Source organism: Thiothrix caldifontis (assembly GCF_900107695.1).
Taxonomy (GTDB): Bacteria; Pseudomonadota; Gammaproteobacteria; order Thiotrichales; family Thiotrichaceae; genus Thiothrix; species Thiothrix caldifontis.
Genome location: NZ_FNQP01000019.1, coordinates 26,993 through 53,417, shown reverse-complemented (window position 1 = coordinate 53,417; position 26,425 = coordinate 26,993). Strand labels below are relative to the sequence as shown.

The following is a 26,425-nucleotide window of genomic DNA, read 5'->3' as shown; positions in this document are numbered from 1 at the left end:
TATCGCTTAAACCCCAAGTAATAATCCATTCTTACGAGGAGTATGGAGAATGAAGTCTATATTTAACCATGATTCTCCTATTCGTTGGCTGGTTACACGAATCACCGTATTCTTTTTTATGCTCGTTGCATTGCAAAGTGTAGCGCTGGCCGCACCACCAAGCATCACACCCTATATTAAGTATGATCAATTCGGCTATTTGCCCAACATGCGCAAGGTGGCGACTGTTGTTGACCCACACGTTGGGTCCAATGCTTCAGAATCTTTTGTACCGGGTACTGGTGCGAACCAATACGAGGTGCGTAGTTGGTCTAACAATAGTGTTGTGTACAAAGGGACATTGACCAGTTGGCGTAACGGTACAATTCATGCGCAGTCAGGCGATAAGGGCTGGTATTTCGATTTTTCCAGCGTTACTTCACCGGGTTCTTACTACATTTTTGACACGCGCAATAAGGTGGGGTCAGGTCGCTTTGAAATAGGCAAGGGTGTCTACAACAACGTCCTGAAACATGCAGTACGCACATTTTTTTACCAACGTTTGAACATGGCTAAAGTTGCTCCCTATGCTGATGCCAAATGGACTGATGCAGCAGCCTATGAGCGTGCGGGTCAGGATCGTTCTGCTACTAGCCGCTGGTCTAAGGGTAATGTTGCTTCCGCCCGCAATTTATCGGGTGGTTGGATGGATGCTGGGGATACCAACAAATACACCACGTTTGCCCAAAATGCAGTGTTGCATTTACTGGATGCTTATCGGGCTAACCCCACTGCTTTTGGTGATAATTTTGGTATTCCAGAATCTGGCAATGGGCTAAGTGACTTGCTTGATGAAATAAAATGGGAGCTGGAATTTCTGAAGCGGATGCAAAATGCTACTGGTAATGGAGGATTATTTCTGAAGGTTGGGGTAGACAATCATAACGACGTATCACCACCTAGCATTGACACACGTCCACGTTACTATCTGCCGGAATGCACTTCCGCGACATTGGCTGGCAGTGCGATGTTCGCAGCAGCCAGCCGGGTATATGTGGGTATCGCCTCGCAAGTCAGTTATGCAAACGACCTCCTGTTACGCGCGGAGTCTGCTTGGGTACGCGCACGCACTACGACTTCCAATTTCAGTAAGTTTGAAATTGCCTGCGACGATGGCGATATAAAATCTGGTGATGCCGATGTGGGTCAGGCGGGTCAACTCCAAAGTGCCTTGATTGCTGCCATTTATCTCTACCAAGCGACTGGCAAAGCTGAATACCGAACCTTTATCGAAAGTCGTTATAGTAGCATGGAACCCATGAGCACTGGTTGGTGGGGGCCTTACACCCAGCCGTTGCAAGCTGCACTGCTGCGTTACGCTGGCATGAGTGGTGTAACGTCAAGCGTAGCCAGCGCTATCCGTACCCAAAAGAGTGGTCAAAACGGCGTCATGTCTCTTGCCGACTACCGCAGTGGTACGGACTTATACCGTGCCTACTTACCGGATGCCCAATACCATTGGGGACATAATATGGTCAGAGCCAATGTCGGTAACATCAACCATGATTTTGCCAATTTCAACCTCAATACTGCTGATGCGAACACGTACAAGGAGTTAGCTGCGCAACATCTGCATTGGCTGCATGGTAACAACCCACTGGGTTTAGCGATGCTAAGTAATATGCGACTCTATGGGGCAGAGAAATCAGCAAACGAGATTTATCACACTTGGTTTAGCGACAATACCATTTGGGATAATGCCCTGACTTCTCCGAATGGCCCAGCACCGGGCTATCTGGTGGGAGGACCTAACCGGTCTTACAGTGGTTCTGTGCTTAATATCAGCAATCAGCCATCCCAAAAAGCCTACCGGGACTGGAACACAGGTTATCCAGAAAATTCTTGGGAACTGAGTGAACCGGGTATTTATTACCAAGCAGCTTATGTGCAACTGCTGGCGAGACTGATGTCACTGACGGCAACAGATACGCAGTTGCCTACGGCTCCAAAAAATCTAATAAGCACTAGCACACCTAGTACCACAGGAGTCTCGTTGAGCTGGAATCCATCGACTGACAATGTAGGGGTGGTAGCTTATGATCTTTACAATGGAGAAACCTTGCTTGCTACAGGTCTGACGGGGACTAAAACAACATTGAACAAATTAACGTGCGGGACTAATTACACCTTCAGCGTAAGAGCCCGTGATGTTGCGGGGAATACCTCTGCGGCAAGTAATAAGCTCAGCATACGTACAGCAGCATGTCTGCCAGCCACCATCACACTGTACAATGATGTTATCGGTAGCAACTGGGCAGACTGGTCGTGGAGTGCAACGCGCAATTTCGCCAATACTACCCCGGTTAAAGTTGGCAGTCGTTCTATCCGTGCTGATCTTCTTGGTTGGGGGGCGTTATCATTGCGTCACGCCAGCGGTATTACCACAAACAGCAACACCAAATTAACGTTCTGGGTGTATGCGCCTGCTGCGACAACGTTACGTGTGAGCATCCAAACTCAAGACAACGGTACAGAAATGGGCAATGCCACCATTAAACTTCCTGCCAATAAATGGACTTCGGTGAGCTTGACTCGAGCACAACTGGGTAACCCAGCTTTGCTCAAACGAGTCAACTTACAACTTGGCGAGGCTAACGCGAGAACCGTCTATTTTGATCAGATCGTTATCAGCCAGTAACGTTTATCCAGCTTGATAGGCAGTGGATACTTGTCGATAGAGTTCGTCGGAAATTCTGAAGCCGTTACGGATAGCCTGATCCAATAATGATCGGGCTATCTCAGGTTGTTTAAAGCTAGGGTGATGGCCTTTCTAGTATCACTGACAATAACCTTCATGCTGCCAGCATCTTCTCAATCGCTGCCAAATCTTCGGCAAAATCATAATCTGCTACCGGAACGCCCAGCAGCTCTAACAATTTGATGGTTTCGTGCTGGTTTTTACCGAGTGCCTTGCTGAGTTGCCCCAAGCTTAAATCCCCGCTTTGGAAGCCTTTGATGGCAAACCACGGCAACAAACCTTGTTCCATGATGCCTTCAGCAAAGGGTAGCGCAAGACCTAGTGGCTGACCGTGTTTGGTGATCAACAGGTAGTCGTTATCCTGAAAAGCTTTGGTCAGCTTGCCGGGGTTGGTTTGGAGTTCTTTGATACCGATGACTTGCATGAAGTTATACTGTGTTTAGGGTGTATATTTTGCATGATGGTGTCATTCAAGGGCATTCACAAGAACCTTTGACGACATTCAGTTTGTTTAGGGCATGGTATACTCAACTCTCAGTACCATAGGATACCTATTTATGAACACTGTCGCGCACGAATTCAAATTTAAAACTCCACCGCATTTTGAGGATGCTGTTCATTTGACTCCGCGTGAAATGGAACAGCAAATCTTGCTGATGGCTGCATTGAAAATGTTCGAGCTGGGAAAAGTTTCCTCTGGCAAGGCAGCGGAATTGGCTGGTATGTCACGGGTAGATTTCCTGATGACTTGTGGTAGATACAAAGTCAGTATCTTCAACTACGATGCTGATGAAGTGTTACAGGAGTTGCAGTCGGATTTGGCAACGTTGGAGAAGATTGGCTTATGATCGTTATCAGCAACACAGGGCCATTGATTGCGTTGGCGAAGCTCAATCGACTCGATTTACTGCAAAAACTCGTACCGGATGGTGTATTCATCCCTCCAGTTATTCAGCGGGAATTATGGGCAAAGACGGGTTTTGAATCGGCTGCACTGGAAGCGGCACTGGAGAGCTTTATTCAGATACGTAAACCGGAAAATGTTCCCTTTGCCGTTGATCTGGTCACAATGTATCTGGATGAAGGTGAAAAGCAAGTTGTACGCCTCGCTGCCTCACTCAGCGAACCGCTATTTGTGTTGCTGGATGACAATGCCGGACGCAAAGCCGCAAAACGGTTGGGGTTACCTGTGACGGGTACGGCAGGTTTGTTGGTCAGTGCGAAGAAGCAGGGATTGATCCCGGCGGTTGTACCGATGTTGGAAGATTTGCGGGAGCAAGGATACTGGTTGTCAGATGAGCTGGTGATGCATGTTCGAGACATTGTTGGAGAACATTAACAGGAATCTCTGATGACTAATTCGTGCTATGCTTTGTCAATATTGTTTAGGATTTGCGCGTGACTAAAACTGTATTACCTACTTTTGATCAACTAATGAACCCACTTCTTAATGCACTACGCTCATTAGGTGGCTCTGGATCAATTGAGGAAATTTACGCCAAAACAGTTGAGATTGCAGGTCTTTCTGAGGATGTACTTTCTCAGCTTCATGATGCCGAAAAAGGTAGCCAGACAGAAGTCGGTTACAGATTGGCGTGGGCGAGAACTTACCTTAAAAAGTCTGATTTGCTAGAAAACTCCAGTCGTGGCGTTTGGTCACTTACGGAAAAAGCCAAAAGTCTTGACGTTATTGATTCTAATGAAATTGTTAAATTTGTTCGCAGTTTAGATAAATCTGAAAAACCTGATTTGTCTAAAAAACGTTTGCTGCATGAAACACCTCGCGAATTACCGGAGGGTGAGCAGTGGCGTGAAAAATTATCTATGACATTAATGCAAAAGTTAGACCCTGCTGCTTTTGAACGTCTAACGCAACGCATTTTACGTGAATCGGGGTTTATTCACGTTGAAGTCACAGGTCGAACAGGTGATGGTGGTATTGATGGCAAGGGAATAGCACGTATCAATGGATTTATGAGCTTCCATGTCTTGTTCCAATGCAAACGTTACAAGGGATCAGTATCTTCCAGTGAAATTCGTGATTTTCGTGGTGCAATGGTGGGGCGGGCTGATAAAGGGCTATTTATCACAACTGGATCATTTACCCCGGCTGCTGTAAAAGAAGCAACTCGTGATGGTGCTCCTCCCATTGATTTGGTCGATGGTGAGGAACTGGCTGACAAGCTCAAAGAATTAGGTTTAGGTGTTAAAACAGTGTTGGTCGAACAAGTCAGTATTGATGAGAGCTGGTTCGAGACAGTGTGATACTGTTCTCAATGCAGATAGTTGTGGGTCGGGCTTTTTACCCGACACCACATTAAACGGTTTGAAAATTACGCCTCATACCCCAGCACCGGAGCTAACCACCGCTCCGCTTCCGCCAACGTCATCCCCTTACGCTTGGCATAATCCTCTACCTGATCCCGCGCAATCCGCCCAATCCCGAAATACCGCGAATCCGGGTGGCTGAAATACCAGCCTGACACTGAAGCCGCCGGATACATCGCAAACGATTCGGTAATGATCATGCCCGTATTCGCCTCCACATCCAGCAACGTCCACAACGTGCCTTTTTCGGTGTGGTCAGGGCAAGCCGGGTAGCCGGGGGCAGGGCGAATCCCCTGATATTTCTCGGCAATCATCGCGTCATTATCCAGCGTTTCATCCGCAGCATAACCCCAGAATTCCTTGCGCACCCGCTCGTGCATCCGCTCTGCCAAGGCTTCCGCCAGACGATCACACAAAGCTTCCAGCATAATCGCGCTGTAATCGTCGTGCTTTTCGCGGAAGGCTTTCAAATGCGGCTCAATCCCAAAGCCCGTACTCACCGCAAACACACCCATCCAGTCCGCCTTGCCGGATTCCACAGGTGCAACGAAATCGCCCAGACAGAAATTAGGCTGTTGCCCGTTACGCTCCATCTGCATCCGCAAATTGTGCAACACGCTCAAGGTCTGGGTGCGGCTCTCGTCGGTATAAAGCACCACGTCATCGCCTTGCGCATTCGCAGGGAAGAACCCAACTACCGCTTTAGCTTGCACCCACTTTTCCGTCACCATCTGCTGCAACATCGCCTGCGCATCCGCATACAACTTGGTGCATTCCTCGCCAACGACTTCATCCGTCAGAATCGCCGGGAATTTACCTGCCAATTCCCAACTACGGAAAAACGGTGTCCAATCAATCCGCTCCACCAATTCCGCCAACGGATAATCGTTGAACACAAGCGGAGTAGGGGTGTTGGGTTTTGGCGGTGTGTAATTCGCCCAATCCACCTGAAACTTATTCGCCCGCGCCGCCGCAATGCTCACCAACTTGCGCTCAGTCTGGTTCGCCGCACGTTTCACGCGCACTTGCTCGTATTCCGCCCGAATGCTCGCCACGTAATCCGGTTTTTGCTCTTTGGACAGCAGTGCACTTGCCACACCCACCGCCCGCGACGCATCTGGCACATATACCACGATGTCGTTCTTAAACTGCGGCTCGATCTTCACCGCCGTATGAATTTTGGACGTAGTAGCCCCGCCAATCAGCAACGGCACATGGAAATCCTGCCGCTGCATTTCCTTGGCAACATGCACCATTTCATCCAGCGACGGCGTGATCAAACCAGACAGCCCGATAATGTCCACCTGCTCATCCCGCGCCACTTGCAGGATTTTTTCAGCGGAAACCATCACGCCAAGGTCGATGACTTCGTAGCTGTTGCACTGCAACACCACGCCGACGATGTTCTTGCCGATGTCATGCACGTCACCTTTCACCGTCGCCATGAGGATTTTGCCGTTGGCTTGCACCTCGCAACCGGCCTTTTCCAGTTCCATGAACGGGTCGAGGTATGCCACCGATTTTTTCATCACGCGGGCTGATTTGACCACTTGCGGCAGGAACATTTTGCCTGCCCCAAACAAATCACCGACCACGTTCATGCCGTCCATTAACGGGCCTTCGATCACCAGCAGCGGGCGACCGAATTTCACCCGTGCCTCTTCAGTGTCTTCGTTGACGAAGGCGTCAATGCCTTTCACCAGTGCGTGTTCGAGGCGTTTTTCGACCGGCCATGAACGCCATTCGAGGTCTTCCTTCTTAACTTCGGTCGAGCCATCGCCTTTATATTTTGCAGCAATATCCAGCAAGCGTTCGGTCGCACCTGCATCCTTGTTCTGGATCACGTCTTCGACCGCATCGCGCAATTCGGTAGGAATATCGTCGTAAATCGCCATTTGCCCCGCATTCACAATCCCCATATCCATGCCCGCTTTAATGGCATGGTAAAGGAACACGCTGTGGATGGCTTCGCGCACCGGATTATTGCCCCGGAACGAGAATGACACATTGGAAACCCCGCCAGAAATGTGCGCGTGCGGCAGGTTTTGGCGAATCCAGCGCGTGGCTTCGATAAAGTCCACCGCGTAATTATTGTGTTCGTCGATACCCGTCGCGACCGCGAAGATGTTCGGGTCAAAAATAATGTCTTCGGGTGGGAAGCCGACTTGTTCGGTAAGAATCTTGTAAGCGCGTGAACAGATTTCAATTTTCCGTGCTTGCGTATCCGCTTGCCCCTGTTCATCAAACGCCATCACGATTACTGCCGCCCCGTAGCGGCGTACCAGCTTGGCTTGGGCGATGAATTTCGCTTCACCTTCTTTCATCGAAATCGAGTTAACAATGCCCTTGCCTTGGATGCATTTCAAACCCGCTTCGATGACCTCCCACTTAGAAGAGTCGACCATGACCGGCACACGCGCAATGTCCGGCTCAGACGCGATCAAATTGAGGAAGCGCGTCATTTCCTTTTCGGCATCCAACAAGCCTTCGTCCATGTTCACGTCGATAATTTGTGCGCCACTTTCGACTTGTTCGAGGGCGACTTCGAGGGCTTCGGTGTAATTGCCTTCTTTGATCAACCGCTTAAATTTGAGTGAGCCGGTGACGTTGGTGCGTTCGCCCACGTTCACAAACAAGCTGTTTGCGCCGATATTGAACGGTTCAAGACCGGAAAGGCGGCATTCTTTGGCAAGCGTTGGCAGTTGGCGCGGCGCAATCCCTGCCACAGCATCGGCAATGGCTTTGATGTGTGCAGGCGAGGTGCCGCAGCAGCCGCCGACGATATTCAGGAAACCGCTTTGCGCCCATTCACGGATGTGCACAGCCATTTCTGCGCCATCCATGTCGTATTCGCCCATTTCATTCGGCAAACCCGCATTCGGGTGCGCGGAAACGTGGGAAGCGCACACGCGGGACATTTCTTCGACATATTGACGCAGCAAGTCAGGGCCGAGAGCGCAGTTCAAGCCAAACGAAATTGCATCAGCATGTGCCAGCGCATTGTAGAACGCTTCGGTGGTTTGCCCAGAAAGGGTACGCCCAGACGCATCGGTAATCGTGCCGGAAATCATGATGGGCAGTTCGATCCCGTCTTCCTCAAACACTTGCTTGACCGCAAACACGGCTGCCTTGGCATTGAGCGTGTCGAAAATGGTTTCGATCAGGATAATATCCGCGCCGCCCTCAATCAGACCACGGGTGGATTCCATGTAGGCTGTGACCAGCGCATCGAAGGTGACGTTGCGGAAACCGGGGTCGTTCACATCCGGGGAAATGCTACAGGTACGGCTAGTTGGCCCCAATACGCCTGCGACGAAGCGCGGTTTGTCGGGTGTGCTGTATTCGTCGGCGACTGAACGCGCCAGTTTTGCCGCTGCCACATTGATTTCATACGACAAGTCTTGCATGTCGTAATCGTGCATCGAAATCGTGGTGGCATTGAAGGTGCAGGTTTCGAGGATGTCCGCCCCGACCTCCATATATTGCGCGTGGATGCCCCGAATCACTTCCGGCTTGGTCAACACCAGCAAGTCGTTATTGCCTTTGACATCTTTGTGCCAAGTGGCAAAACGGGTGCCGCGATAATCGGCTTCTTCCAGTTTGTGGCGTTGGATCATCGTGCCCATCGCGCCGTCAAGGATGAGGATGCGCTCGGCAAGGGCTTGCTGGAGTTGGGTTGTACGGTTCATGGTGACATCATCAGCAGTTTAAATAAGGTGGGTATCGTACCAGAATCTTGCTGAGAGAACATAAACTGTCTCAAATAGAAATGTTGGTGAGACTGATTCTTCTGAAATGATGAGCCGAGTAACATTAAATCTGCTTGAATAGTGTCAATGCCAACGTTCTACTTGCTTTCAAATCTACCAAGGGCAAAGGATATTCGCGTAAATCATCGCCCCTCTCACGAGGCAGATGCACTTGTTTATTATCCCGATTTTGTAACTCTGGAACCCAGCGGCGAATGTATTTCCCTTCGGGGTCAAACTTCTGGCTTTGTAAAATCGGGTTAAAAATGCGGAAATAGGGCGCTGCATCAGCCCCGCAGCCCGCTGTCCACTGCCAACCAAACACATTGCTGGCCAGATCAGCATCTACCAAGGTATCGCGAAACCACTGTTCACCCGCTTGCCAGGGAACCAGTAAGTTCTTGGTCAATAAAGAGGCGACAATCATGCGCACGCGGTTATGCATCCAGCCGGTTTGCCATAACTCACGCATCCCCGCATCAATAATTGGAAAACCGGTTTTCCCATGCTGCCATCGTTCTAGTACTGCCGCGTGATCTTCCGCCCAGGGGAAAGCGTCGAAACGTGCATCCAGTGCGCGTTCCAGAGTATGCGGAAAGTGATACAGTAAATGGTATGAAAACTCCCGCCAGCCAATTTCTTGCATAAAATGCCGCCAGCCGCTTTCTGCCTCGGGGTGTGACTGCAAATAGTGTTTGGCGTGATACACGGTTTGACGTGGGCTGATTTCTCCAAAGTGCAAATGTGGCGAAAGTCGGGTTGTACCAGTTTGTGCAGGCAGATTGCGTGCTTCTTTGTAATTCGCCCCTTTTGGCAGAAATGCCAGCAATTTGCGCATCGCAGCCACTTCGCCGACCTGCCAATGTGCCATCATGCCAATATCCCAGCGGATAGTGGGCAATAACGCCAAAGCATTCAACGGCAAACTATCCGGCAAATAAGCAGGAGCAGGGATACGTTCTGGAGTGGGTAATGGCAGGTGTTGAATGCCGTATTTCAACATTGCTTTCCAGAACGGTGTAAATACTTTGTAAGGCGTGCCATCAGGTTTTAACACTTCCCATGGCTCATTGAGCAGGCTGGCATTAAAGCTGTGAACCTTACACGTTTGTTTGAGGGTTTCCTTGATGTGCTTATCGCGGGCAAGACTTGCGGGGTCATACACGCGGTTCCAATACACATGGGTTGCGCCGGTGGTTGCGAGCAATTGTTGTAAGACAGGTAAGGCAGCCCCTTGGCGCAAGATCAGGCGATTCCCCAGTGCCTGCAAATGTTCGTCGAATGCTTGCAAGCTATGATGTAACCACACGCGGCTGGCAGCCCCTAACTGACTGATAGAGGTTGGCAGTGGATCATCAATGAAGGCGAGGATAACGTGTTCACAGGTGCGACAAGCATGGTACAACGCTGGGTTATCTGCTAAGCGCAGGTCTTGACGTAACCAAACCAGTGCAGTTGTCATGCTGAAGCGAGCAGGATTGGTGTGTGAGTAGCTTCTTTCACGAGCACTTGATCAAGGGCTTGACAAATCTCGCTTAATTCATCGGGGAGCCAGTGGATATTGTTGCGTAACATCTGGTTATCAGCCGTTTCTTCATGTATGTCTGAGGTGTGCTGACCACTAAGAAAAACAGGAATTTGCGTCATGGTGCTCAGGGCTTGCAAGCTGGCAGATAAACCAGTCTTGGGAAGTAACAGCGCGTCAAAAGAGGCACGCTCAATGATTAACGGTAAATGATCCAATCTGGTTTCTACGCCTAGCAAACTGACTTGATAACCGTGTTGACTGGTAATGTTCGCCAGTAAAAGCACTTCCAATTGCACGGCATGAGTTTGGGTATTCACTAGCAAGATACGTTTGCCATTCGCACGGCTGTTATGGTGTAAATAACGCGAGCCGAGTTTCACGCATAGAAACTCATGCAGGAAAGCGTAGTCAGCGCGGGTAGAGGGAAGCATGGCTTGCTGTTGCCAAAGCCGTTGATACAGCGGCATAATCAGCTTTTTTGCAACCAATTCCAAGGAATATAGCGACACAGCTTCATTGAGTGTGTGTTCCAGCGAACGAACATCAAGCTTATGGATGCAGCGTTGAAATAAGGTGTGATAGTGCCCCCAAGGGTCATCAGTTTGCACGTCTTGTGCAGCCCGTAATAACATTGATGGATTCTCACTGCTATCGAGTACAGTGCGTACTCGTCCAACGGGGATACCTTGCTCCAACAAGACTAAAACTTGTTTGACACGATCGACATCTTGGTAGCTGTAAAGACGATGTCCTTTGGGAGTGCGTCGGGGTTTGATTAAACCATAACGGCGTTCCCATGCCCGTAATGTAACGGTGTTTACCCCCGTCTGTTCGGATACTGTGCCAATAGGGAAAAGTGCCGTTATGTCAGAGGTGTTGTGATCAGTCACGAAAGTCATAAGATTTGTAACAGCCTTGTACAATAATCTGCTAACTATAGGTGAGATTCTGGTAATAGAATAGTATTCCCATGAAAATTACGGTTTAGTAAAACCTTGATAGCGGGCGATGAACTGTTCAATACCATGGGTACGAAAGAACTCCTCATCCCAAGTATTGACAGTTGCAATGTGTTGATAGGCTGGTTTGAGAATATAGGTTTCTGCAGGGTAGATAACCCCTTTTATTGTTATGACTGGTGTAGGGAGCCGTGTGTAGTAGTCACCTTCGAATTTATCCAGTCGGGCAATATCATCAGGACTAATATTTAAATATAGCATACCAGTGATAGTTGCGGTGGGTTCGGCGACAGCAACCGGGTATTCTTCGTCTTTGACAGCAAGGCGTTGATACCCATGTAGGGTAGCGGGTATCGCGGTGTAGTGACCGTTTACAAGACGTGACCATACACGATCAAACATCAATGATCCGTAAGTAAAAACATTATGCATACGTGAATTTCAGTGCTAGAAAATAAAAAGCCGCCTTACTAGGGCGGCTTTCAGACTTTAATGGTCGGTCAGATTGCTTAACGCCCGAACAACTTGCTTGCCAGACCGATAGCGCCGGACACGCCACCAACGGAATCTAACAGGCTACCCATATCCAATGAACCGTTAGGGGAAGCTTTATCCACGACTTCTGGAACAGCCGCTTGCAGACCTTTCATTGCTTGATCTGGGGTAAGACCTAATTGCTGGGCAAATGCTGCAATTTTATCTTGACCAAACATTTGAGTCAGCTGGCTACCAGAAGGCTGTACATTTTGACCATTGCCTAACCATGAAGCCGCCAGTGATGCCAAACCAGAGTCACCGCCGCCTTGCATACCGGAAATCATGGAGGCTAAGCCACCCAAACCGCCTGCTTGTGCTTGATTGCCGCTATTGCCCATGAGTTTCATCATGGCTGACGCAATTTCAGTGATCTCTAATTGACCATCACGGTCAGTATCCAATTGGCTTTTGAATACTTGGGTAACAATTTGCATTATGTCCATGTGTGCCTGTACCTTTACTTAAATACTTTTCGGGATGCGAATTTTTTGACCTGGGAAGATTTTGTCTGCGTCTTTAATGACTTCACGGTTAACTTCGACGATACGGGTGTATTTTGAACCATTGCCGTATGCTTTCTCAGCGATTTCCCACAGGGTGTCGCCTTTTTCAATCACGTAGAATTCGTCATCACCACCGACTTGGCTGCCGTCCGCAATGGTCATGCCATCCGCTTTCACGGATTCAATGCCCATGGCATTGCCCGCCATCAATACGGCTTTTTCCAGTGCTTCAGCCGATTGCGCTTGACCAGTCAACGTAGCCACGCCGTCTTTGACTTCCACTTGCAAGCCGTCAACGCCAGGGTTGTCTTCATTGATGTGTTGAGTCAGAGCAGCAGGTGCTTCTTCTTCCTTGCCGAAGATTTTCTTGCCAATGTTACGGGCGAAATCAAACAATCCCATCTTATTTTCTCCTTGGTTTACGTATGAATTAATCTCCATCCGTAGTATAGACGTTATTCAGCCAAAATTAACAACTGGCCTGACGGTCAGTCGGCAAATCTTGTTGAAAGGTTCACGGATGGAAGGTTTTTAAGCGAGAAAAGCGCCAAATTTAACCAAACGTTGTTGCCAATAGGTTTTACTCAAGTTGTCGATACTCACTTTGCTGCCACCGGATGCGGCATGAATGAAATCCCCACGCCCAATATAAATACCCACATGGTTGACTTTGCTGCCACTGGTGCGGAAGAAAATTAAGTCGCCGGGGCGCATCTGTTCAAAGCTAACGGTGCGACTGGCGGTACTTTGTTCGGCGGCGGTGCGCGGTAGGGTAATGCCTTGGGCATTTTTGTAGACGTATTGAGTCAGGCCGCTGCAATCAAAGCCTTCGCGTGGGGTTTCACCCCCAAACGTGTAGCGCACGCCTAGGGCTTGATGCGCTTGTGCCAATAAGGCGCGTCTGGCGGGTGCGTCATAAGGTTCGGCTTGTTGCGAAAACGGTTGGTACTGTTGTGAAAATGCCGGTTGCGACATCGAGGGTTGATTATAACTGGTGAAATACGGTCGTGCTTGGTTTTGGTAAACCCCTGGAACGGTGTGATTCCAGTAAGGGTATTGCGCGGTTTGCGGGTATGAACCCATTGGTGCGCATCCGCCGAGTACAGTAGTGACTGCGCCCACTAGCAGTGCTGCTTTAATATTGCCCATTATGATCTGCCCTGTTTTTTGTTATGCATTTAGAATGTAAGGGCATTCTATAAGTTCAATCCTGAATACAAACAAAAAACCCAATCGCCTGAAGCGATTGGGTTGGGTTTTATTCGCCGTTAAGTGTTTTTACCAGTTGGTACCGAAACTGTTATCGGTTTCATTGCCTAGTTTGGGTAATTCGGCAATGTCGTGGATGGTGCTGAGTGGGCCATCGGGGAAGAGTTGATACAGGTATTTACGCCCGCCTTGGGGCAGAAATTCTTCTTGCAGCATATCCGCCAGCATTCGCGCATTCTGGCAGTCATCGCAATGTTCGTAGAAGTCGAGTATGAAATTGATCACTGCCATGTGTTCTGCGGTCAGTGTCATACCGCGTTCAGCGGCATTGTTGCGGATTAATTGGTAAACCTTATCGGTTTTAAGGGTAGGTAACGGTGCTCGCATGACCGCGTGGGCACGTGGGAACATCTCATCCAAAGAAACATCGCTAAACATCATAACTCAATCCTCCTGAGTGTTTTCTGTGGTGATGACAAACCCGACTATCTCTAGTGGTGTGGTTTGATACCTTGTTTGTATCCTGAAAGTAGTATTTCCGAGCGCATAAGTCAAGTTATGTCTTCGATTGATCCGCGTGGTATGCTAAGCGGCTGTTATTTCACTGCATAGTCGAGTGTTCATGAACGCTACTACCCCCACGTTGACGACGTTAACCTTAGCGGCTTATGGCTGGTCGCCTGCTAATTGGGCAAGTGTCTTTTACCCGGATGATTTACCAGCCGCTTGGCAGGCTTTATATTACGCTAATGAATTCAGTCGCTTACTGATTCCAGCGAGTGAGTGGGTAGCACCCGTAGAGCAAGCTAAAGCGTGGTCGGTGGAAGTCGGGCAAGATTTCGGTTTCTATGTGGAATTAACGCCAGAACTGTTGCAAGCGGCGCATTGGCAAGCAGTACGGGCTGCTATCGAACAGGAATTATCAGTCCAAGTGCTGGGAATTGTGGCAGATGCTGGGGTAATCCCTTGGCTACCGGAGGCGTGGTTGGAGCGTTTCGCCGTGCATGTGTTGCCAGAAGGCGAGTGGTTTGCTGCAATGCCGCAAGGTGCAGAGGCGCAAATTGGCTTGATACGTTCCAGCGAAACGCTCTCGCCAAAAGCGTTACGCGCTTTGTTCGAGCATTTGCAACAACATACCGCTCACCGTGATGTTGTGCTGTTTTTGGATGCGCCTTGGGCCGTATTGGAGCAACTGCGTTTGATGCAGCAATTGTACGGTGTATAAATCCGGCGCTAATACCTCGGCGCACGATAAGGGTCGTAACGGTACGGGTCAGGTAAACGGCGGGGTGTTTGGTATTGCTGGTATTGGTAATAATTGCCGCCCTGTTGCAAGGCTTGTTCAAACACTCCGGCTTTTTCCATGACATACCCCAAACCGCCCAGCAAGCTCAGCCCCAATAATGCGGCAAACACAATTTTCACCACACTGTAAGGGCGTTCGCCTTGGGTTTTGCCGTTACGCCCGTTAATGACAAAGCGAAAGGTTTCGCCGTTATAACGAAAGGCTGCTGACCAAACCGGCAGCAAAACGTGTTTAAACGTGGTGGCTGAATGTTGGGTTTGCAGGCTATGAACACGTTGTTGATCGCCGCCGATGTCGCTGATAATGGCATTGTAAATGCGGCTATCCATAATGCCACGGGCTTGCTCAAAGCCTTCGTCCAAATCCACCTGATAAATTTCACTCTGGAAACCGCTCAAGTAGCTTTCGTTGTAAGGCACGAGATTGGGTAAATCCCACGGTTCGAGACGGTCAAGAATCGCACGGGGCAGGGTGTGGGTAGCGCCTACTAATACATCGTCAAAAAATAAGCGCACCCGTCCGCTAACAGGTGTCCAGCGCACACGTGGTACATTTTGCACTTGTTGGCGTGGTTGCCCATTCACCATCACCGTCACCATGCGACGTTCGTAATAAACCACCCCGCGTTCACCCCGGTAATAGCTGTCGGTATGGCTGTCATACGTCCAGTATGGGATGTAAATGCCCAGCAATTTTTCATCGCGTTTGGCTTTGTTTTTCAGGGCAGAAGGCGCAAACCATAAGCCACCAATCCACTTATCAAACGCGCTACGGGCATCTTTTTCGGTGATCAAAAACGGCAACAACGATTTGGGTTGGAACAGCCGTGCCTGTTCTGTTCCCGTCACTACCGGTGTGCCACAAAATGGGCAGTCTCCGGCGTGGGTGTTTGGCTTCAGCTCAAATGTGGCGGCACAATTAGGGCATTTAATGACCTGAGTATTATCTATCGGGCGCAACTTGCCCTGTTGGATAGCCCGCAATGCCTGCTCGAAACTGTATTCACGAATCTCTTGCTGGTTAGGGCGGATCAGGTTTTGATGCCCACAATAGTTACACTGGAGCGCTTCTGTCCCCGGTTGGTAGAGCAAATCAGCGCCGCATTGTTCGCACGGAAAATGCTGTTGTTTGGTGTTGTTATTATCCGCCATTTAAGCCTGCACTGTTATTCGCTACTGTGAGGGGGCGCTGACGGTGGAATCGGCGGTGGGGTTACTTGCCCAGCAAACAAACCCCGCAGTGCTGCCGTTTCCCCCGCTGCTTGCCAGTTTGCCATGCCCGCTTGCCACACCAGCGTTGTGGCGGTGAGTTGCCCATTTTGCGCCATTTGTTGCAATTGTGGCATTCCAATCGGGCCACTGGATTCCTGCCCGCTGGCAACATGCCAGCCGGTATCCGGTAACGGTGGTGGTGTTGCTGCTGCCGGTTTGTTCAGCACTTCTGCCATTTTATTAGCAACCGCAAAACCCATGCCCATATCCAACGCACTGTTGGAACCGCCCTCACCAATGCCTTGCGCGGTTTGGTATTGCAGGTATTTGTCGAGGTTGCCGATCATGCCCATGCTGGTACGCTTGTCGAGCGCTTCTTCGACTTCAGTGGGCAGGGAGATATTTTCCACCAGAATATTGGTGAGCTTCAGGCCATAAGCAGCAAATTCCGGGACAATTTTCTGGGTGACGAATTGCCCCAATTGTTCGTAGTTGGCTGCCATATCCAGCACCGGAATATTCGCACTGGCAACGATACTGCTAAAGCGTGTCACAATCAGATTGCGCAACTGGTCGCTGATTTCATCGACGGTGAAGTTTCCATCCGTCCCCATGATTTCTTGCATGAATTTGCGCGAATCGTCAATGCGCATTCCATACGTACCGAAGGCGCGAATGCGCACCCCGCCGAATTCGCTGTCACGAATCATCACCGGGTTGCGCGTTCCCCATTTCAGATTGGTGAACTGCTTGGTGTTGAAAAAATAGACTTCAGCTTTGAACGGGCTGCTGAAACCGTGATCCCAATGTTGCAGGGTGGACAGTAGCGGCAGGTTTTGGGTTTCCAGCACGTACATGCCGGGGGTGAGTACGTCGGCTACCTGACCTTCGTTGACGAAAATCGCCACTTGCGACTCACGCACGGTGAGTTTCGCGCCGTATTTGATTTCGTTGCCGTGGCGCTCGAAACGGTAAACCATGGTGTCGCTGCTGCTGTCAGTCCATTCGATGACATCAACAAACTCACCCATCAATTTGTCCCATAATCCCATGATTTATACTCCTTGGCGGGGGCTGTCTGCCTTGGCTTTGGCGGAAGTCAGCGCATGGCGCAGTTCGCTTTCCATGACCTTGATTTCTTCCTCGGCTTTAGCACGCATGACCTTGCCTTCGTCGGCAATGCGCAGCGAGTCGTTGATGGTGTCGATCAGGCTTTGGTTGGCTTTTTTCACCGATGCAATGTCGAACACGCCGCGTTCCATTTGTTTGCGGGTTTCGGCATTGCCCATGCGCAGGGTTTCGGCATTTTTTTCCAGCAATTCATTGGTGAGATCCGATGCTTTTTTGACGACTTCGGCGGCATCGCTCATGCGGAAAATGGTAACAGCTTGCGCTAATTGGTTTTTCCACAACGGCACGGTGTTGATCAATGTGGAATTGATCTTATTGATCAAGGTTTTGTCGTTTTCTTGCACCAAACGGATGCTGGGCAAACTTTGCATCGCGACTTGGCGGGTCAGGCGTAAATCGTGTACGCGGCGTTCCAGATCGTCACGCGAACTGCGCAAGTCACGTAAGTTTTGCGCCAAAATCATGTCGGCGGTATTGGCTTCGACTTTGGCAACCAGTGCAGGGATTTCATTGGTTTCCAAGCGACGCAGTTTTTCTTCACCAGCGGCGATATAGGCTTCGAGGTTGTGGAAAAAGTCGAGGTTGGCTTCATAGAGCTTGTCGAGTGTGACTACATCCGTCAGCAACTGGGTTTTGTGACCTTCCATCTCGTCGGTAATGGTGTCGATTTGCTTGCGGACTTCTTCGTATTTGTTGAGGAATTCGACGACAGGTTTGGCTTTGCCGATGAGTTTTTCCCACCAACTGGGTTCGTCATTGGGGTTGAGGGAATCAATGTCGAAGCCTTTAATGGCAACGACCATATTGGTCAGGGATTTGCCTGCGGAGCCGATGTCTTTGTTTTTGACACCGTTGAGCATTTTTTCAGAAATGGCGGTCATTTGCTCTTGGGTTTTGGTGCCGAAGAACATAATGCTGCTGCGGTCGTTCATATCGATTTCCGCGATGATATTTTCGAGTTTACTTTTATTGGTATCATCGGCTTGGGCGTAAGCGACCAGTTCGGTGGTCATTTCTGGCAGGGGAGCGAGTTCAGTGCCGGGAACGATGGCAGGCGCGGTTTGGGTTACGGTGGCGGTGGTTGTTTGAGTTTCATTCATGGGGGTCTTCTCCTTGAGTTTATCGCTTAATTAGAGAACGCCTTCGCGTTTGAGTTGGGTTTCGAGGACTTCGATTTGCACGTCCAGATCAAAATGGTTGTCTTCCAATAATTTTGCTTGTTGTTCGGCAAAGGTCTGCTCTATCGAATCCAGCACACGACTGAAATTGGTTTCCAGAGCAACTGCCTTTTCTCCCTGATGCGTGCGTGCATAGCCTTCGGTCACACGTTGTGTGCCGTCTAAATAGACCTTGAGGAATTTGCGGGCGCGTGACAGGCGGGTTGGGTCATCTTCGATACTGGTGAGCACTTCGCGGGCTTTGCTGGTGATGCGTTGCAGGCGGGCATTGAATTCAGGGTTGGGAATTTGGCGGCGTGCTTGTTCGATGGCGTCGATTTTTATATTGGCGGCATCGAGTGCGTCCAAGACTTCTTCAATCGTGACGCCGATGGAAATATTGCCTGCTTTGTCTTTACGCGGGTCTAACCCGTAATACAACGCAAATCCAAGGAAAGTCACTGCGCTAATCAACCCCGCAGGCAAAATACCGCTCATGGCATAGTCGGAACTCCACCAGTCTAAAATACCCGTGGCAATACTGATAATAAGCGCGGCAACGGTTTTGAAAGGAGTCGATGGTGCGCGGGCAATTTTACGCCGCTCATATTCACCTTCCAGCCGGAAACCGTGGCGAGCCACACTCGCGCCCACCATGAACGCGGCGAATACCCCACCCGTTACCAACGTAGCCATGACGTCACCGCGCATCAGTGAACCGATAGCCGTAATCAGGGCAGGTAGCGGCAATAAATAAAGCAGAATGCCTTTGATGCCATAACGGACATTGTGAATGGTAGGCTCATAACGTTTGGCAGCCGATTTGACGGTCGTGGTCATGGTGTCTCCCATTAGAACAGCGGTGGAAATAAGTTGAAGATGGATAGCACACTAACGCCACCAACTGTGACCACTAAAAGAATAAAACCAACCGTCTTGCGTAAGGCATAAGCCATGACATGTCCTCCTTTTTATAATCTGTTGCTAAGTGTAGCGTGTCTGGCGAGTGATAACCTATTCTATTCCGGTATTGGACGCACAAAAAGATTTTATTTATGAACGAAAGCTGTATAATGGTGTTAATGTCTATGTCAGAACGGCAAAAAAAAAGCGAGCCATGAAAAGACTCGCTTTTTGCGAAGGTAACTCAAGAACACCGTAGCAAATTGCTGCGGTAATGAATGCAAGTAAACCCCCTGTTTACGAATGTACATTCACTGCTCAATCCTCACCATTCAACCAGCTCCCCAATAAAATGGCCGGTTGTAAGGGTAGGGGTTGAGATTGTAACTTCAGCGTGCCGTCATCCCGAATCTCTTATGCCATTGAGTGTCAGAACGGCGGAACAAGCTTATTTTTTATTTCAGATACTTCTGACGACGAAATCGTTACCACAAACCCCAAGTTCGCGATTCCTGCTGAAGTTGGGACTATACTAGTCTTGAATCCATGAATCTAACCTGAACCCTCGGCTTATTTTTTGTTCGATAGAAATAATGCTGGGTCGACAGCTTCACCATTCAAATACACAGACCAATGCAGATGTGGGCCGGTTGCTCTACCAGTGCTGCCTACCTTGCCGATAATATCCCCTTGCTGAACAATATCACCGGTTTCTACCTGAATTTCACTTAGGTGCGCATACATACTAATCACGCCTGCACCGTGATCAAGGTAGACAGTATTGCCACTGAAAAAGAAATCGTCGGTGTGTATAACTTTGCCAGCGGTGGTTGCCTTAACCGGTGTGCCAGTTGCTGCCGCTATATCCATGCCACTGTGCGGATTGCGTGGTTGATTATTGATGAAACGTTTCAGGCCGAAGCGTCCTGTATCGCGTCCCGGCACGGGCTTGATAAAGTCTAATTGTGCTTCACCTACGCTGAAACGCGTTTTGAGTTGTTGCTGTAGCATTTGTTCACGAAGGATGCGTTGAGTGGATTCATCATCCGGTTCTACTTTGTTTTTATCTTTGATGGTAATACGCTGAGTTTTGTATTGCTTGGGTTGGATGGGAAAGGCAATAGGCTCTTGCCCTTGTACGTTGACGTTTTGCGTGTCACCTTCCGTATCGAGAGGAATGCCGATGATAGCCAGCCATTGCGAATCCTGCGGGACAACCGTTACCCGATTACCAGCGTATTGTACAATGGGTGCTGGGTCAGAAAGTGGTGCAATAGGGATGTGTACAATTCCACCCGGTACGGGGTTTTCACGTGGCAAAGCCAGCACATTAGCAGAATAGAGCGCCATGCTTAACAGTAACCATTTTTTCATTTTTATTGACCTGATCAAGTTGGTACAAAATATACGATGAAGCATAGCATAGCCGCTGAACGAATGCGGGACATCCAATCATTCCATGTGATGGCCTTATTGGCAGAAGCGCGGCAGCGTGAAGCTGCGGGGCAAGACATCATCCATATGGAAGTGGGGGAGCCTGATTTCCCAACACCGCCACCGATTGTGGAAGCGGGAGTAAAAGCGTTGCAAGCAGGGAAAACGAAATACACGGCAGCCTGTGGATTGCCTGCTTTGCGGGAAGCTATTGCAGATTATTATGCCCGTCGTTTTGGGGTAAATATTTCACCGCAGCGCATTATGATTACACCGGGTGCTTCCGGCGCATTGCAATTGGTGCTAGGTGCACTGTTGAATCCGGGTGATGAGGTGTTGATGACTGATCCCGGCTACCCCTGCAATCGCCATTTTGTGCGTTTGTTTGAAGGTATTGCCACCGGGCTACCCGTGGGCGCGGAAACGGCCTATCAATTAACGCCTGAACACATTCAGCACTATTGGAGGAAAAGCACCCGTGCCGTGATGTTGGCAACACCTGCTAATCCCACCGGAACAGTATTGAGTGTGGCGCAATTAGCAGCGCTTTATGCGGAAGTGCAGCCACGTGGTGGACAATTCATTGTTGATGAAATTTATCAGGGGCTGACCTACGGCATACCTGATGTAACGGCCTTGGCGGTGGATGCGGATAATATTTGGGTGATTAACAGTTTCTCTAAATACTTTGGTATGACGGGTTGGCGTTTGGGTTGGGTGGTTGCGCCAGAATGGGCAGTTGCAACGCTGGATCGTTTGGCACAAAACATTTTTCTAGCAGCATCAACGCCCGCGCAATACGCGGCATTGGCTGCCTTCACGCCTGAAGCCTTGGCAGTGATGGAAACGCAACGGCAGGCGTTGCAACGGCGGCGGGATTTTTTATTGCCTGCGTTACGAACGTTAGGTTTTTCAGTGCGAGCAGAACCTCAAGGTGCATTTTATATCTATGCTGGATCAGAGCGCTTTGGTGATGATGCGCAACGTTTGTGTGCGGCTATGTTGGATAAAACGGGAGTGGTGTTCACACCGGGGATTGATTTTGGTAGCAATCAAGCAACGACCCATGTGCGTTTCGCCTATACGACCAGTGTAGCGCGGCTAGAGCAGGCGGTAGAGCGCCTTGCCCACAGCTTGCCAAGCTAATTAACTGCCAAAAGTATTGCAGCTTTTTAAATCACCGGATTTTAGCCCTCGCTGAAACCATTCCATGCGCTGTGTTGAGGAGCCATGCGTGAAGGAATCAGGATTGATGCGCCGCCCTGACATGCGTTGCAGGCGGTCATCACCGATAGAACCCGCCGCGTTAATGGCTTCTTCAATATCACCGGACTCCAGAATATTGAACTGTTGGTGGGCATGATGTGCCCATACACCCGCATAACAGTCTGCTTGTAGTTCTAAAGCGACTGACAAAGCATTGCCGTCGGTTTTACTCATGCTGTTTTGTAAGCGGGTTACTTCGTCTGTTGTACCCATGAGATTCTGGACGTGATGCCCGATTTCATGCCCCAGTACATAGGCTTGGGCAAAATCACCTGATGCACCTAAGTTTTGGAGTTCACGGAAAAAGCCGAGGTCGATGTAGACTTTTTGGTCGCCTGGGCAATAGAAAGGGCCTGTTGCTGCTGTAGAGTAACCACATACGGAGTCAGTGCTATCGGTGAATAACACCAGTTTTGGTTCCACATAGCGCCCACCTAATTGTCGGAAGACGGGATTCCACACGTCTTCAGTCGATGCTAAGACAACGGAAGCGAATCGCCCTGCATCGTCTTGTGGTACGCCGGTTGTAACTTCTTGACTGCTGCTGCCACCGCCAAACCCGCCTAAGATGGTATTAGCGCCCCCAACTAGCCCTAATAGTTGGATAGGGTTTGCACCCATGTACCAGCCAATCAGCACAATGGCGATTGTTCCGAGTAAGCCGATTTTCATGCCCCCTTTGCCGCGACTGCTGCCTTGTCCACGCCGGTCTTCCACATTGTTGCTTTGTCGTCCTGTTCTCCAGCGCATCTTGATTTCTCCATAAAAATATTTGCAGGAATTATTTCGTGTTGTGAAGAACTAAAGCTAATTAAGTGGAATCTGTCAACTTATAAATGACTACAGCGTTAATCTACTGGAGTCCCCGGTTATGGACAGGGGAACGAGGGGCACTCAAAGGAATATGATGAGAATGGCGGCATTGATAACTGCTCATAATGAGGAGTTGGAGAGAGATTCGCACAAAGATGAGAGTTTGGATAATACAACACGCCTGAATCATTTCCTGATGGATATGAGTCGGCGTGCCTTCATCATTGCACGTCTGGCAACTCAGGATGAAGAGGAGGCACTGGATATTGTACAAGATGCCTTATTCAAACTGGTGCAGAAGTATTCAGGACATCCGTACAACGAATGGGGTGCGTTATTTCATACCATTCTGCACAGCCGAATTAACGATTGGCATCGGCGTCAGAAAGTACGTAATCGCTGGCGAGTATTTTTTTTCAAAAACCCGGAAGAAGAGGATGTCGATGTAGAAGATCAGGTTGTACAGACTCAGTTTTTGGAGCCAGAAAGTCAGTTATTGCAGAACGAAATGAGTGTGCTAATGCAGACTGCAATAGGGCAATTACCGCTGCGTCAGCAGCAAGCGCTGTTATTAAGGGGATGGGAAGGTTACGACATTGCTGAAACAGCAAAAATTATGAAGTGCTCTGAAGGGAGCGTAAAAACACATTACTCAAGGGCCGTCCACAGTTTGCGGAAAAAACTGGGAGATTATCAATGACAAAGATGAGACACGAAATTACTGAGCAGTTATTAGTAAGTGCCGTGAGACAGGGGATGGATCAGGCTGTTATAGGACTGGATTGGCAGACTCAGGCAAAGTTGACCCAGTTACGTTTACAAGCGTTGGAATTGGAACCAAAGCGCCATTGGTCGGCGTGTTTTAATTCTTCATCGCTTTCACGGGGATTTGCTGTTGCAACGGCTGTCACATTAGCAGTGACTCTATGGGTGCTGCCGGATGTTGTCAAATTGCATCCAGATGAACCGGTTGCCTCTGGCGATAATTTTACGGATGCAAAAGCAGTTGATGAGGATGTGAACGTCATGGAGATTCTAACCGCCAGTGAGGATATGGAGTTGCTAGAGAATCTGGATATGTATGAGTGGTTGGAGGCCGAATACGGTTAACCACGTAACTTAAGTTAGTTAAGGAGAACACAATGCGAAGGAAAGGAATCCTATTGATGTGTGGCACATTGCTGGTGGTGTTGAGTGGTATAGGTTCGGTCTCTGCCGCAGAAACGGCAGATGAGATTGCGACAATGCTCACGTGGTGGGATGAGGTGGGGAGTGATTGGGAGAAAGCTGGGGAATTTATCGAGTTTGCCGGTGTTGATCAGGAGTACCTGCTAGCAGATAACACTGTGGAGAAAAACGATGAACAACAGCAGCAATAAACGTCATTTTATTGGTTTTTTAATGGCGCTCCTAATGGCGATAATGTCGTTTATGGGGGGGAACTCAATGGCAGGTACGGTAACGTGGGAGATGCTGAGTGATAATGAAAAGTCGATATTAAAGTCTTTTCAAAGCGAGTGGGAGTCTTTATCGGATAAGACCCAAGATAATTTACGTCGTTGGGCTGCAAAATCAGCGGCAGAGCGTACTCGAATCAAGCAACGTTTTGGTGAGTGGAAGCAGCTTTCCACTGATCAACAGAAGAAAATTGCTAAACAGCTCAAACGTTACAAATTAATGTCACCAGCACAGAAGGCCAAGATTAAGCAATGGCATGAGTGGGTAAAAAAGTTGCCAGAGGCAGAGCGTAAGCAATTACGTGAACAATGGCGCAATATGAATGATGCTGAGCGTAAGGCTTATATGAAAGACTTGCAGCAGAAATATGGGGCATACTAGTTTTTTGAAAAATAGATTGATTTCTTGATGACGTTCTGAATTATTTTTTCTGTGTTCAGGCGCTGTTCAGGATAACTTTTAATCACTTTTATTTATTAGAAAATAATTTTCTTTGAAATTAAATGGTTATGTGTTTCGTTAAGTTTGCGTTAATGTCTTCTCGTTGATGTCGATTTGTGCTAATGTGTAAAAATAATAATATTGAAAGCATGTTATGCCTGCTGGGGTTAATGTGATTTGTGTCAGCTCAGTAATACAAATCCGATTGTTTTATGCTGAAAATACCAAACAAGGCAACAATGCCTTTACACAAAGGAGTCTCAGGAATGTCACGACCACAGACCCATATAGATAGTAAAAAAGTGGTAGCTTTCGTGTCATCGGAAGCCGTCGATGTTATAGAACTGGACGATGACCTTGAGGATGACAATATCAATGATGATGTCTTAGATGAAGATGCATCCCTTAATCTGACCGAACAAGTTCCTGTGTCAGTCTCCACAGGTGAAATTGATGCTACTCAGTTGTATTTGCGTGAAATTGAATTTTCTCCGCTGTTAACCTCTGAAGAAGAAGTTTTTTATGGTCGTCTCGCCCGTGATGGTGATGAATTTGGTCGCAAAAAAATGATTACCTGTAATTTGCGCTTGGTAGTGAAAATTGCCCGCCGTTACATGGGACGTGGTTTGCCTTTGCCTGACTTAATTGAAGAAGGCAATTTGGGGTTGATTCATGCAGTTGAAAAGTTTGACCCAGAGCGTGGTTTCCGTTTTTCAACATATGCCACTTGGTGGATTCGTCAAAATATTGAACGTGCCTTGATGAATCAAACACGCACCATTCGCTTGCCTATTCATGTGAATAAAGAGCTGAATGCTTATCTACGCAAAGTGCGGGAAATGACCCAAAAGTTGGGGTATGAACCCTCTTTGCCGGAGGTGGCGGAAGCGTTAGACAAACCGATTGAAGTCTTACGCAAATTGTTGGATTTCAACGAACGCATTACGTCGTTGGATGTGACCGTCGGCAAAGACAGTGATAGTCCTTTGGTCGATTTCGTCAGCGCGGAAACCAGTGATGAGCCGGACAGTCGCTTAGAAGATGAAGATATTACTCAGTCAGTTGATAGTTGGTTAGGTCAGTTGGAGTTCAAGCAAAAAGAAGTAATTGTACGCCGTTTTGGTTTACACGGTCACGAACGCGCTACGCTCGAACAAGTGGGTGAAGCCTTGGGTTTAACCCGCGAACGGGTTCGTCAAATTCAGATGGATGCGCTGAAACGGTTACGCCGTATTTTGGAAAACAAAGGTTTGTCAGGTGAAAATCTGTTAGGTATTGGCTAATTTAAGAAAAACGCTGCCGCTACACGTCTTGCCTCGGACAACAATACATTATAAGTGCGGCAAGCAGCAGCAGTCGTCATCACTTCAAAACCCACACCGTGTTGTACCAACACTTTCCAGGTATCAGGTTGTGGAAATTGTTGATTTTTCCCTGTGCCAATCAAGATCACTTCTGCTCCAATCGCAAACAAGGGTGCTAAATGTGTTGGTTGTAGTTCCAGAATGGATTGCGGTTGCCAGTCTGTGATCAGTGTTTGCGAACCGACTAAAAAGCTGCTGGTTAGAGTGTTTTGATTGACGGCTATCCATGCATCATCGTAACCGGTAATGCGGTAATGAGCGCTATTCAATTCCTCGCTGAACTTCATTTAGCTTACCTTGGCCTTTATCTGTAATTGACAGCCTGCATAGTGAATTGTAATGTGGCTGGTTTAACAATGGCCCCAGTGATGGGTTGTTTTCTTCCAGGACA

27 protein-coding genes are annotated in these 26,425 nt (G+C 48.8%); 11 read left to right on the top strand and 16 right to left on the bottom strand.

Annotation, left to right across the window (positions count from 1 at the left end; translation table 11 throughout):
• The first annotated feature begins 49 nt into the window (after positions 1–49).
• Entirely contained in the window at positions 50–2,677 is a 2,628-nt protein-coding gene (locus tag BLV87_RS14320) for a glycoside hydrolase family 9 protein (RefSeq protein WP_093069768.1), read from the top strand.
• Positions 2,678–2,831: 154 nt separating this feature from the next.
• Here the strand turns inward: BLV87_RS14320 and BLV87_RS14315 are convergent, their stop codons facing one another.
• Positions 2,832–3,161, bottom strand: coding sequence for a UPF0175 family protein (locus BLV87_RS14315; protein ID WP_093069767.1), 330 nt, complete (start codon positions 3,159–3,161; stop codon positions 2,832–2,834).
• A 133-nt stretch (positions 3,162–3,294) separates the two neighbouring features.
• Between BLV87_RS14315 and BLV87_RS14310 the strand changes: the two genes are divergently transcribed.
• Genes BLV87_RS14310 through BLV87_RS14300 form a run of 3 tightly spaced genes read left to right on the top strand, consistent with a single transcriptional unit; the run spans position 3,295 to position 5,002 of the window.
• Positions 3,295–3,585, top strand: a complete 291-nt coding sequence (locus BLV87_RS14310) for a UPF0175 family protein (RefSeq protein ID WP_093069765.1) — start codon at positions 3,295–3,297, stop codon at positions 3,583–3,585.
• Entirely contained in the window at positions 3,582–4,076 is a 495-nt protein-coding gene (locus BLV87_RS14305; RefSeq protein ID WP_093069763.1) for a PIN domain-containing protein, read from the top strand. Before BLV87_RS14310 ends, BLV87_RS14305 begins: the two co-directional genes overlap by 4 nt.
• A gap of 59 nt (positions 4,077–4,135) precedes the next feature.
• Positions 4,136–5,002, top strand: a complete 867-nt coding sequence (locus tag BLV87_RS14300; protein WP_093069762.1) for a restriction endonuclease — start codon at positions 4,136–4,138, stop codon at positions 5,000–5,002.
• A 68-nt stretch (positions 5,003–5,070) separates the two neighbouring features.
• Here BLV87_RS14300 and metH read toward each other — a convergent pair whose 3' ends face one another.
• The 8 genes from metH to BLV87_RS14260 form a co-directional block, all read right to left on the bottom strand.
• Entirely contained in the window at positions 5,071–8,754 is a 3,684-nt protein-coding gene (gene metH, locus BLV87_RS14295) for a methionine synthase (protein ID WP_093069760.1), read from the bottom strand.
• Between the two features lie 124 nt (positions 8,755–8,878).
• Positions 8,879–10,276, bottom strand: a complete 1,398-nt coding sequence (locus BLV87_RS14290) for a cryptochrome/photolyase family protein (protein ID WP_093069758.1) — start codon at positions 10,274–10,276, stop codon at positions 8,879–8,881.
• Positions 10,273–11,241: a MerR family transcriptional regulator gene (locus tag BLV87_RS14285; protein WP_093069757.1), complete on the bottom strand. Its 969-nt coding sequence runs from the start codon at positions 11,239–11,241 to the stop codon at positions 10,273–10,275. The genes BLV87_RS14290 and BLV87_RS14285 overlap by 4 nt, the downstream gene beginning before the upstream one ends.
• Before the next feature lie 78 nt (positions 11,242–11,319).
• Positions 11,320–11,733 carry a gamma-glutamylcyclotransferase family protein gene (locus tag BLV87_RS14280; protein ID WP_093069755.1) on the bottom strand — a complete coding sequence of 138 codons (414 nt, stop codon included), beginning with the start codon at positions 11,731–11,733 and terminating at the stop codon, positions 11,320–11,322.
• Positions 11,734–11,810: 77 nt separating this feature from the next.
• Entirely contained in the window at positions 11,811–12,281 is a 471-nt protein-coding gene (locus BLV87_RS14275; RefSeq protein WP_093069753.1) for a YidB family protein, read from the bottom strand.
• A gap of 18 nt (positions 12,282–12,299) precedes the next feature.
• Positions 12,300–12,743, bottom strand: a complete 444-nt coding sequence (gene lysM, locus BLV87_RS14270; RefSeq protein WP_093069752.1) for a peptidoglycan-binding protein LysM — start codon at positions 12,741–12,743, stop codon at positions 12,300–12,302.
• A 129-nt stretch (positions 12,744–12,872) separates the two neighbouring features.
• Positions 12,873–13,490, bottom strand: coding sequence for a C40 family peptidase (locus BLV87_RS14265; protein WP_093069750.1), 618 nt, complete (start codon positions 13,488–13,490; stop codon positions 12,873–12,875).
• A 129-nt stretch (positions 13,491–13,619) separates the two neighbouring features.
• Complete coding sequence (locus BLV87_RS14260; protein ID WP_093069749.1) at positions 13,620–13,991, bottom strand: TusE/DsrC/DsvC family sulfur relay protein; 372 nt, start codon at positions 13,989–13,991, stop codon at positions 13,620–13,622.
• Positions 13,992–14,172: 181 nt separating this feature from the next.
• Between BLV87_RS14260 and BLV87_RS14255 the strand changes: the two genes are divergently transcribed.
• Complete coding sequence (locus BLV87_RS14255) at positions 14,173–14,775, top strand: hypothetical protein (protein WP_093069747.1); 603 nt, start codon at positions 14,173–14,175, stop codon at positions 14,773–14,775.
• 8 nt (positions 14,776–14,783) lie between these two features.
• Here the strand turns inward: BLV87_RS14255 and BLV87_RS14250 are convergent, their stop codons facing one another.
• From BLV87_RS14250 to BLV87_RS14230, 5 genes are all read right to left on the bottom strand, one after another.
• On the bottom strand, positions 14,784–16,007 hold the full coding sequence (locus BLV87_RS14250; RefSeq protein ID WP_093069745.1) for a TFIIB-type zinc ribbon-containing protein: 1,224 nt from the start codon (positions 16,005–16,007) through the stop codon (positions 14,784–14,786).
• Positions 16,008–16,021: 14 nt separating this feature from the next.
• Entirely contained in the window at positions 16,022–17,119 is a 1,098-nt protein-coding gene (locus BLV87_RS14245) for an SPFH domain-containing protein (RefSeq protein WP_093069743.1), read from the bottom strand.
• A 3-nt stretch (positions 17,120–17,122) separates the two neighbouring features.
• On the bottom strand, positions 17,123–18,298 hold the full coding sequence (locus BLV87_RS14240; protein ID WP_093069742.1) for a toxic anion resistance protein: 1,176 nt from the start codon (positions 18,296–18,298) through the stop codon (positions 17,123–17,125).
• Between the two features lie 30 nt (positions 18,299–18,328).
• A complete protein-coding gene (locus tag BLV87_RS14235) occupies positions 18,329–19,195 on the bottom strand; it encodes a 5-bromo-4-chloroindolyl phosphate hydrolysis family protein (protein ID WP_093069740.1) in 867 nt (288 codons plus the stop codon).
• Positions 19,196–19,828: 633 nt separating this feature from the next.
• A complete protein-coding gene (locus BLV87_RS14230; protein ID WP_093069738.1) occupies positions 19,829–20,632 on the bottom strand; it encodes a M23 family metallopeptidase in 804 nt (267 codons plus the stop codon).
• Between the two features lie 36 nt (positions 20,633–20,668).
• Between BLV87_RS14230 and BLV87_RS14225 the strand changes: the two genes are divergently transcribed.
• Complete coding sequence (locus tag BLV87_RS14225; RefSeq protein WP_093069737.1) at positions 20,669–21,838, top strand: pyridoxal phosphate-dependent aminotransferase; 1,170 nt, start codon at positions 20,669–20,671, stop codon at positions 21,836–21,838.
• On the opposite strand, the gene ypfJ is transcribed toward BLV87_RS14225, so the two are convergent.
• Positions 21,839–22,708, bottom strand: coding sequence for a KPN_02809 family neutral zinc metallopeptidase (gene ypfJ, locus BLV87_RS14220; RefSeq protein WP_093069735.1), 870 nt, complete (start codon positions 22,706–22,708; stop codon positions 21,839–21,841).
• Positions 22,709–22,871: 163 nt separating this feature from the next.
• Here ypfJ and BLV87_RS14215 point away from each other — a divergent pair, with 163 nt between their 5' ends.
• The 5 genes from BLV87_RS14215 to rpoS all read left to right on the top strand — a co-directional run bounded on the left by BLV87_RS14215 (position 22,872) and on the right by rpoS (position 25,953).
• Positions 22,872–23,471, top strand: a complete 600-nt coding sequence (locus BLV87_RS14215) for an RNA polymerase sigma factor (protein ID WP_245707044.1) — start codon at positions 22,872–22,874, stop codon at positions 23,469–23,471.
• Entirely contained in the window at positions 23,468–23,881 is a 414-nt protein-coding gene (locus tag BLV87_RS14210) for a hypothetical protein (protein ID WP_093069734.1), read from the top strand. The genes BLV87_RS14215 and BLV87_RS14210 overlap by 4 nt, the downstream gene beginning before the upstream one ends.
• A gap of 32 nt (positions 23,882–23,913) precedes the next feature.
• The gene (locus BLV87_RS14205; protein ID WP_093069732.1) at positions 23,914–24,150 is read left to right on the top strand and encodes a hypothetical protein; all 237 of its coding nucleotides are present in this window, start codon (positions 23,914–23,916) and stop codon (positions 24,148–24,150) included.
• Positions 24,131–24,610: a DUF3106 domain-containing protein gene (locus BLV87_RS14200; RefSeq protein ID WP_093069731.1), complete on the top strand. Its 480-nt coding sequence runs from the start codon at positions 24,131–24,133 to the stop codon at positions 24,608–24,610. The genes BLV87_RS14205 and BLV87_RS14200 overlap by 20 nt, the downstream gene beginning before the upstream one ends.
• Before the next feature lie 326 nt (positions 24,611–24,936).
• Entirely contained in the window at positions 24,937–25,953 is a 1,017-nt protein-coding gene (gene rpoS / locus BLV87_RS14195) for an RNA polymerase sigma factor RpoS (protein ID WP_093069729.1), read from the top strand.
• Here rpoS and BLV87_RS14190 read toward each other — a convergent pair.
• Entirely contained in the window at positions 25,950–26,321 is a 372-nt protein-coding gene (locus BLV87_RS14190; RefSeq protein WP_093069728.1) for an Mth938-like domain-containing protein, read from the bottom strand. The genes rpoS and BLV87_RS14190 overlap by 4 nt on opposite strands.
• Between the last annotated feature and the right edge of the window lie 104 nt (positions 26,322–26,425).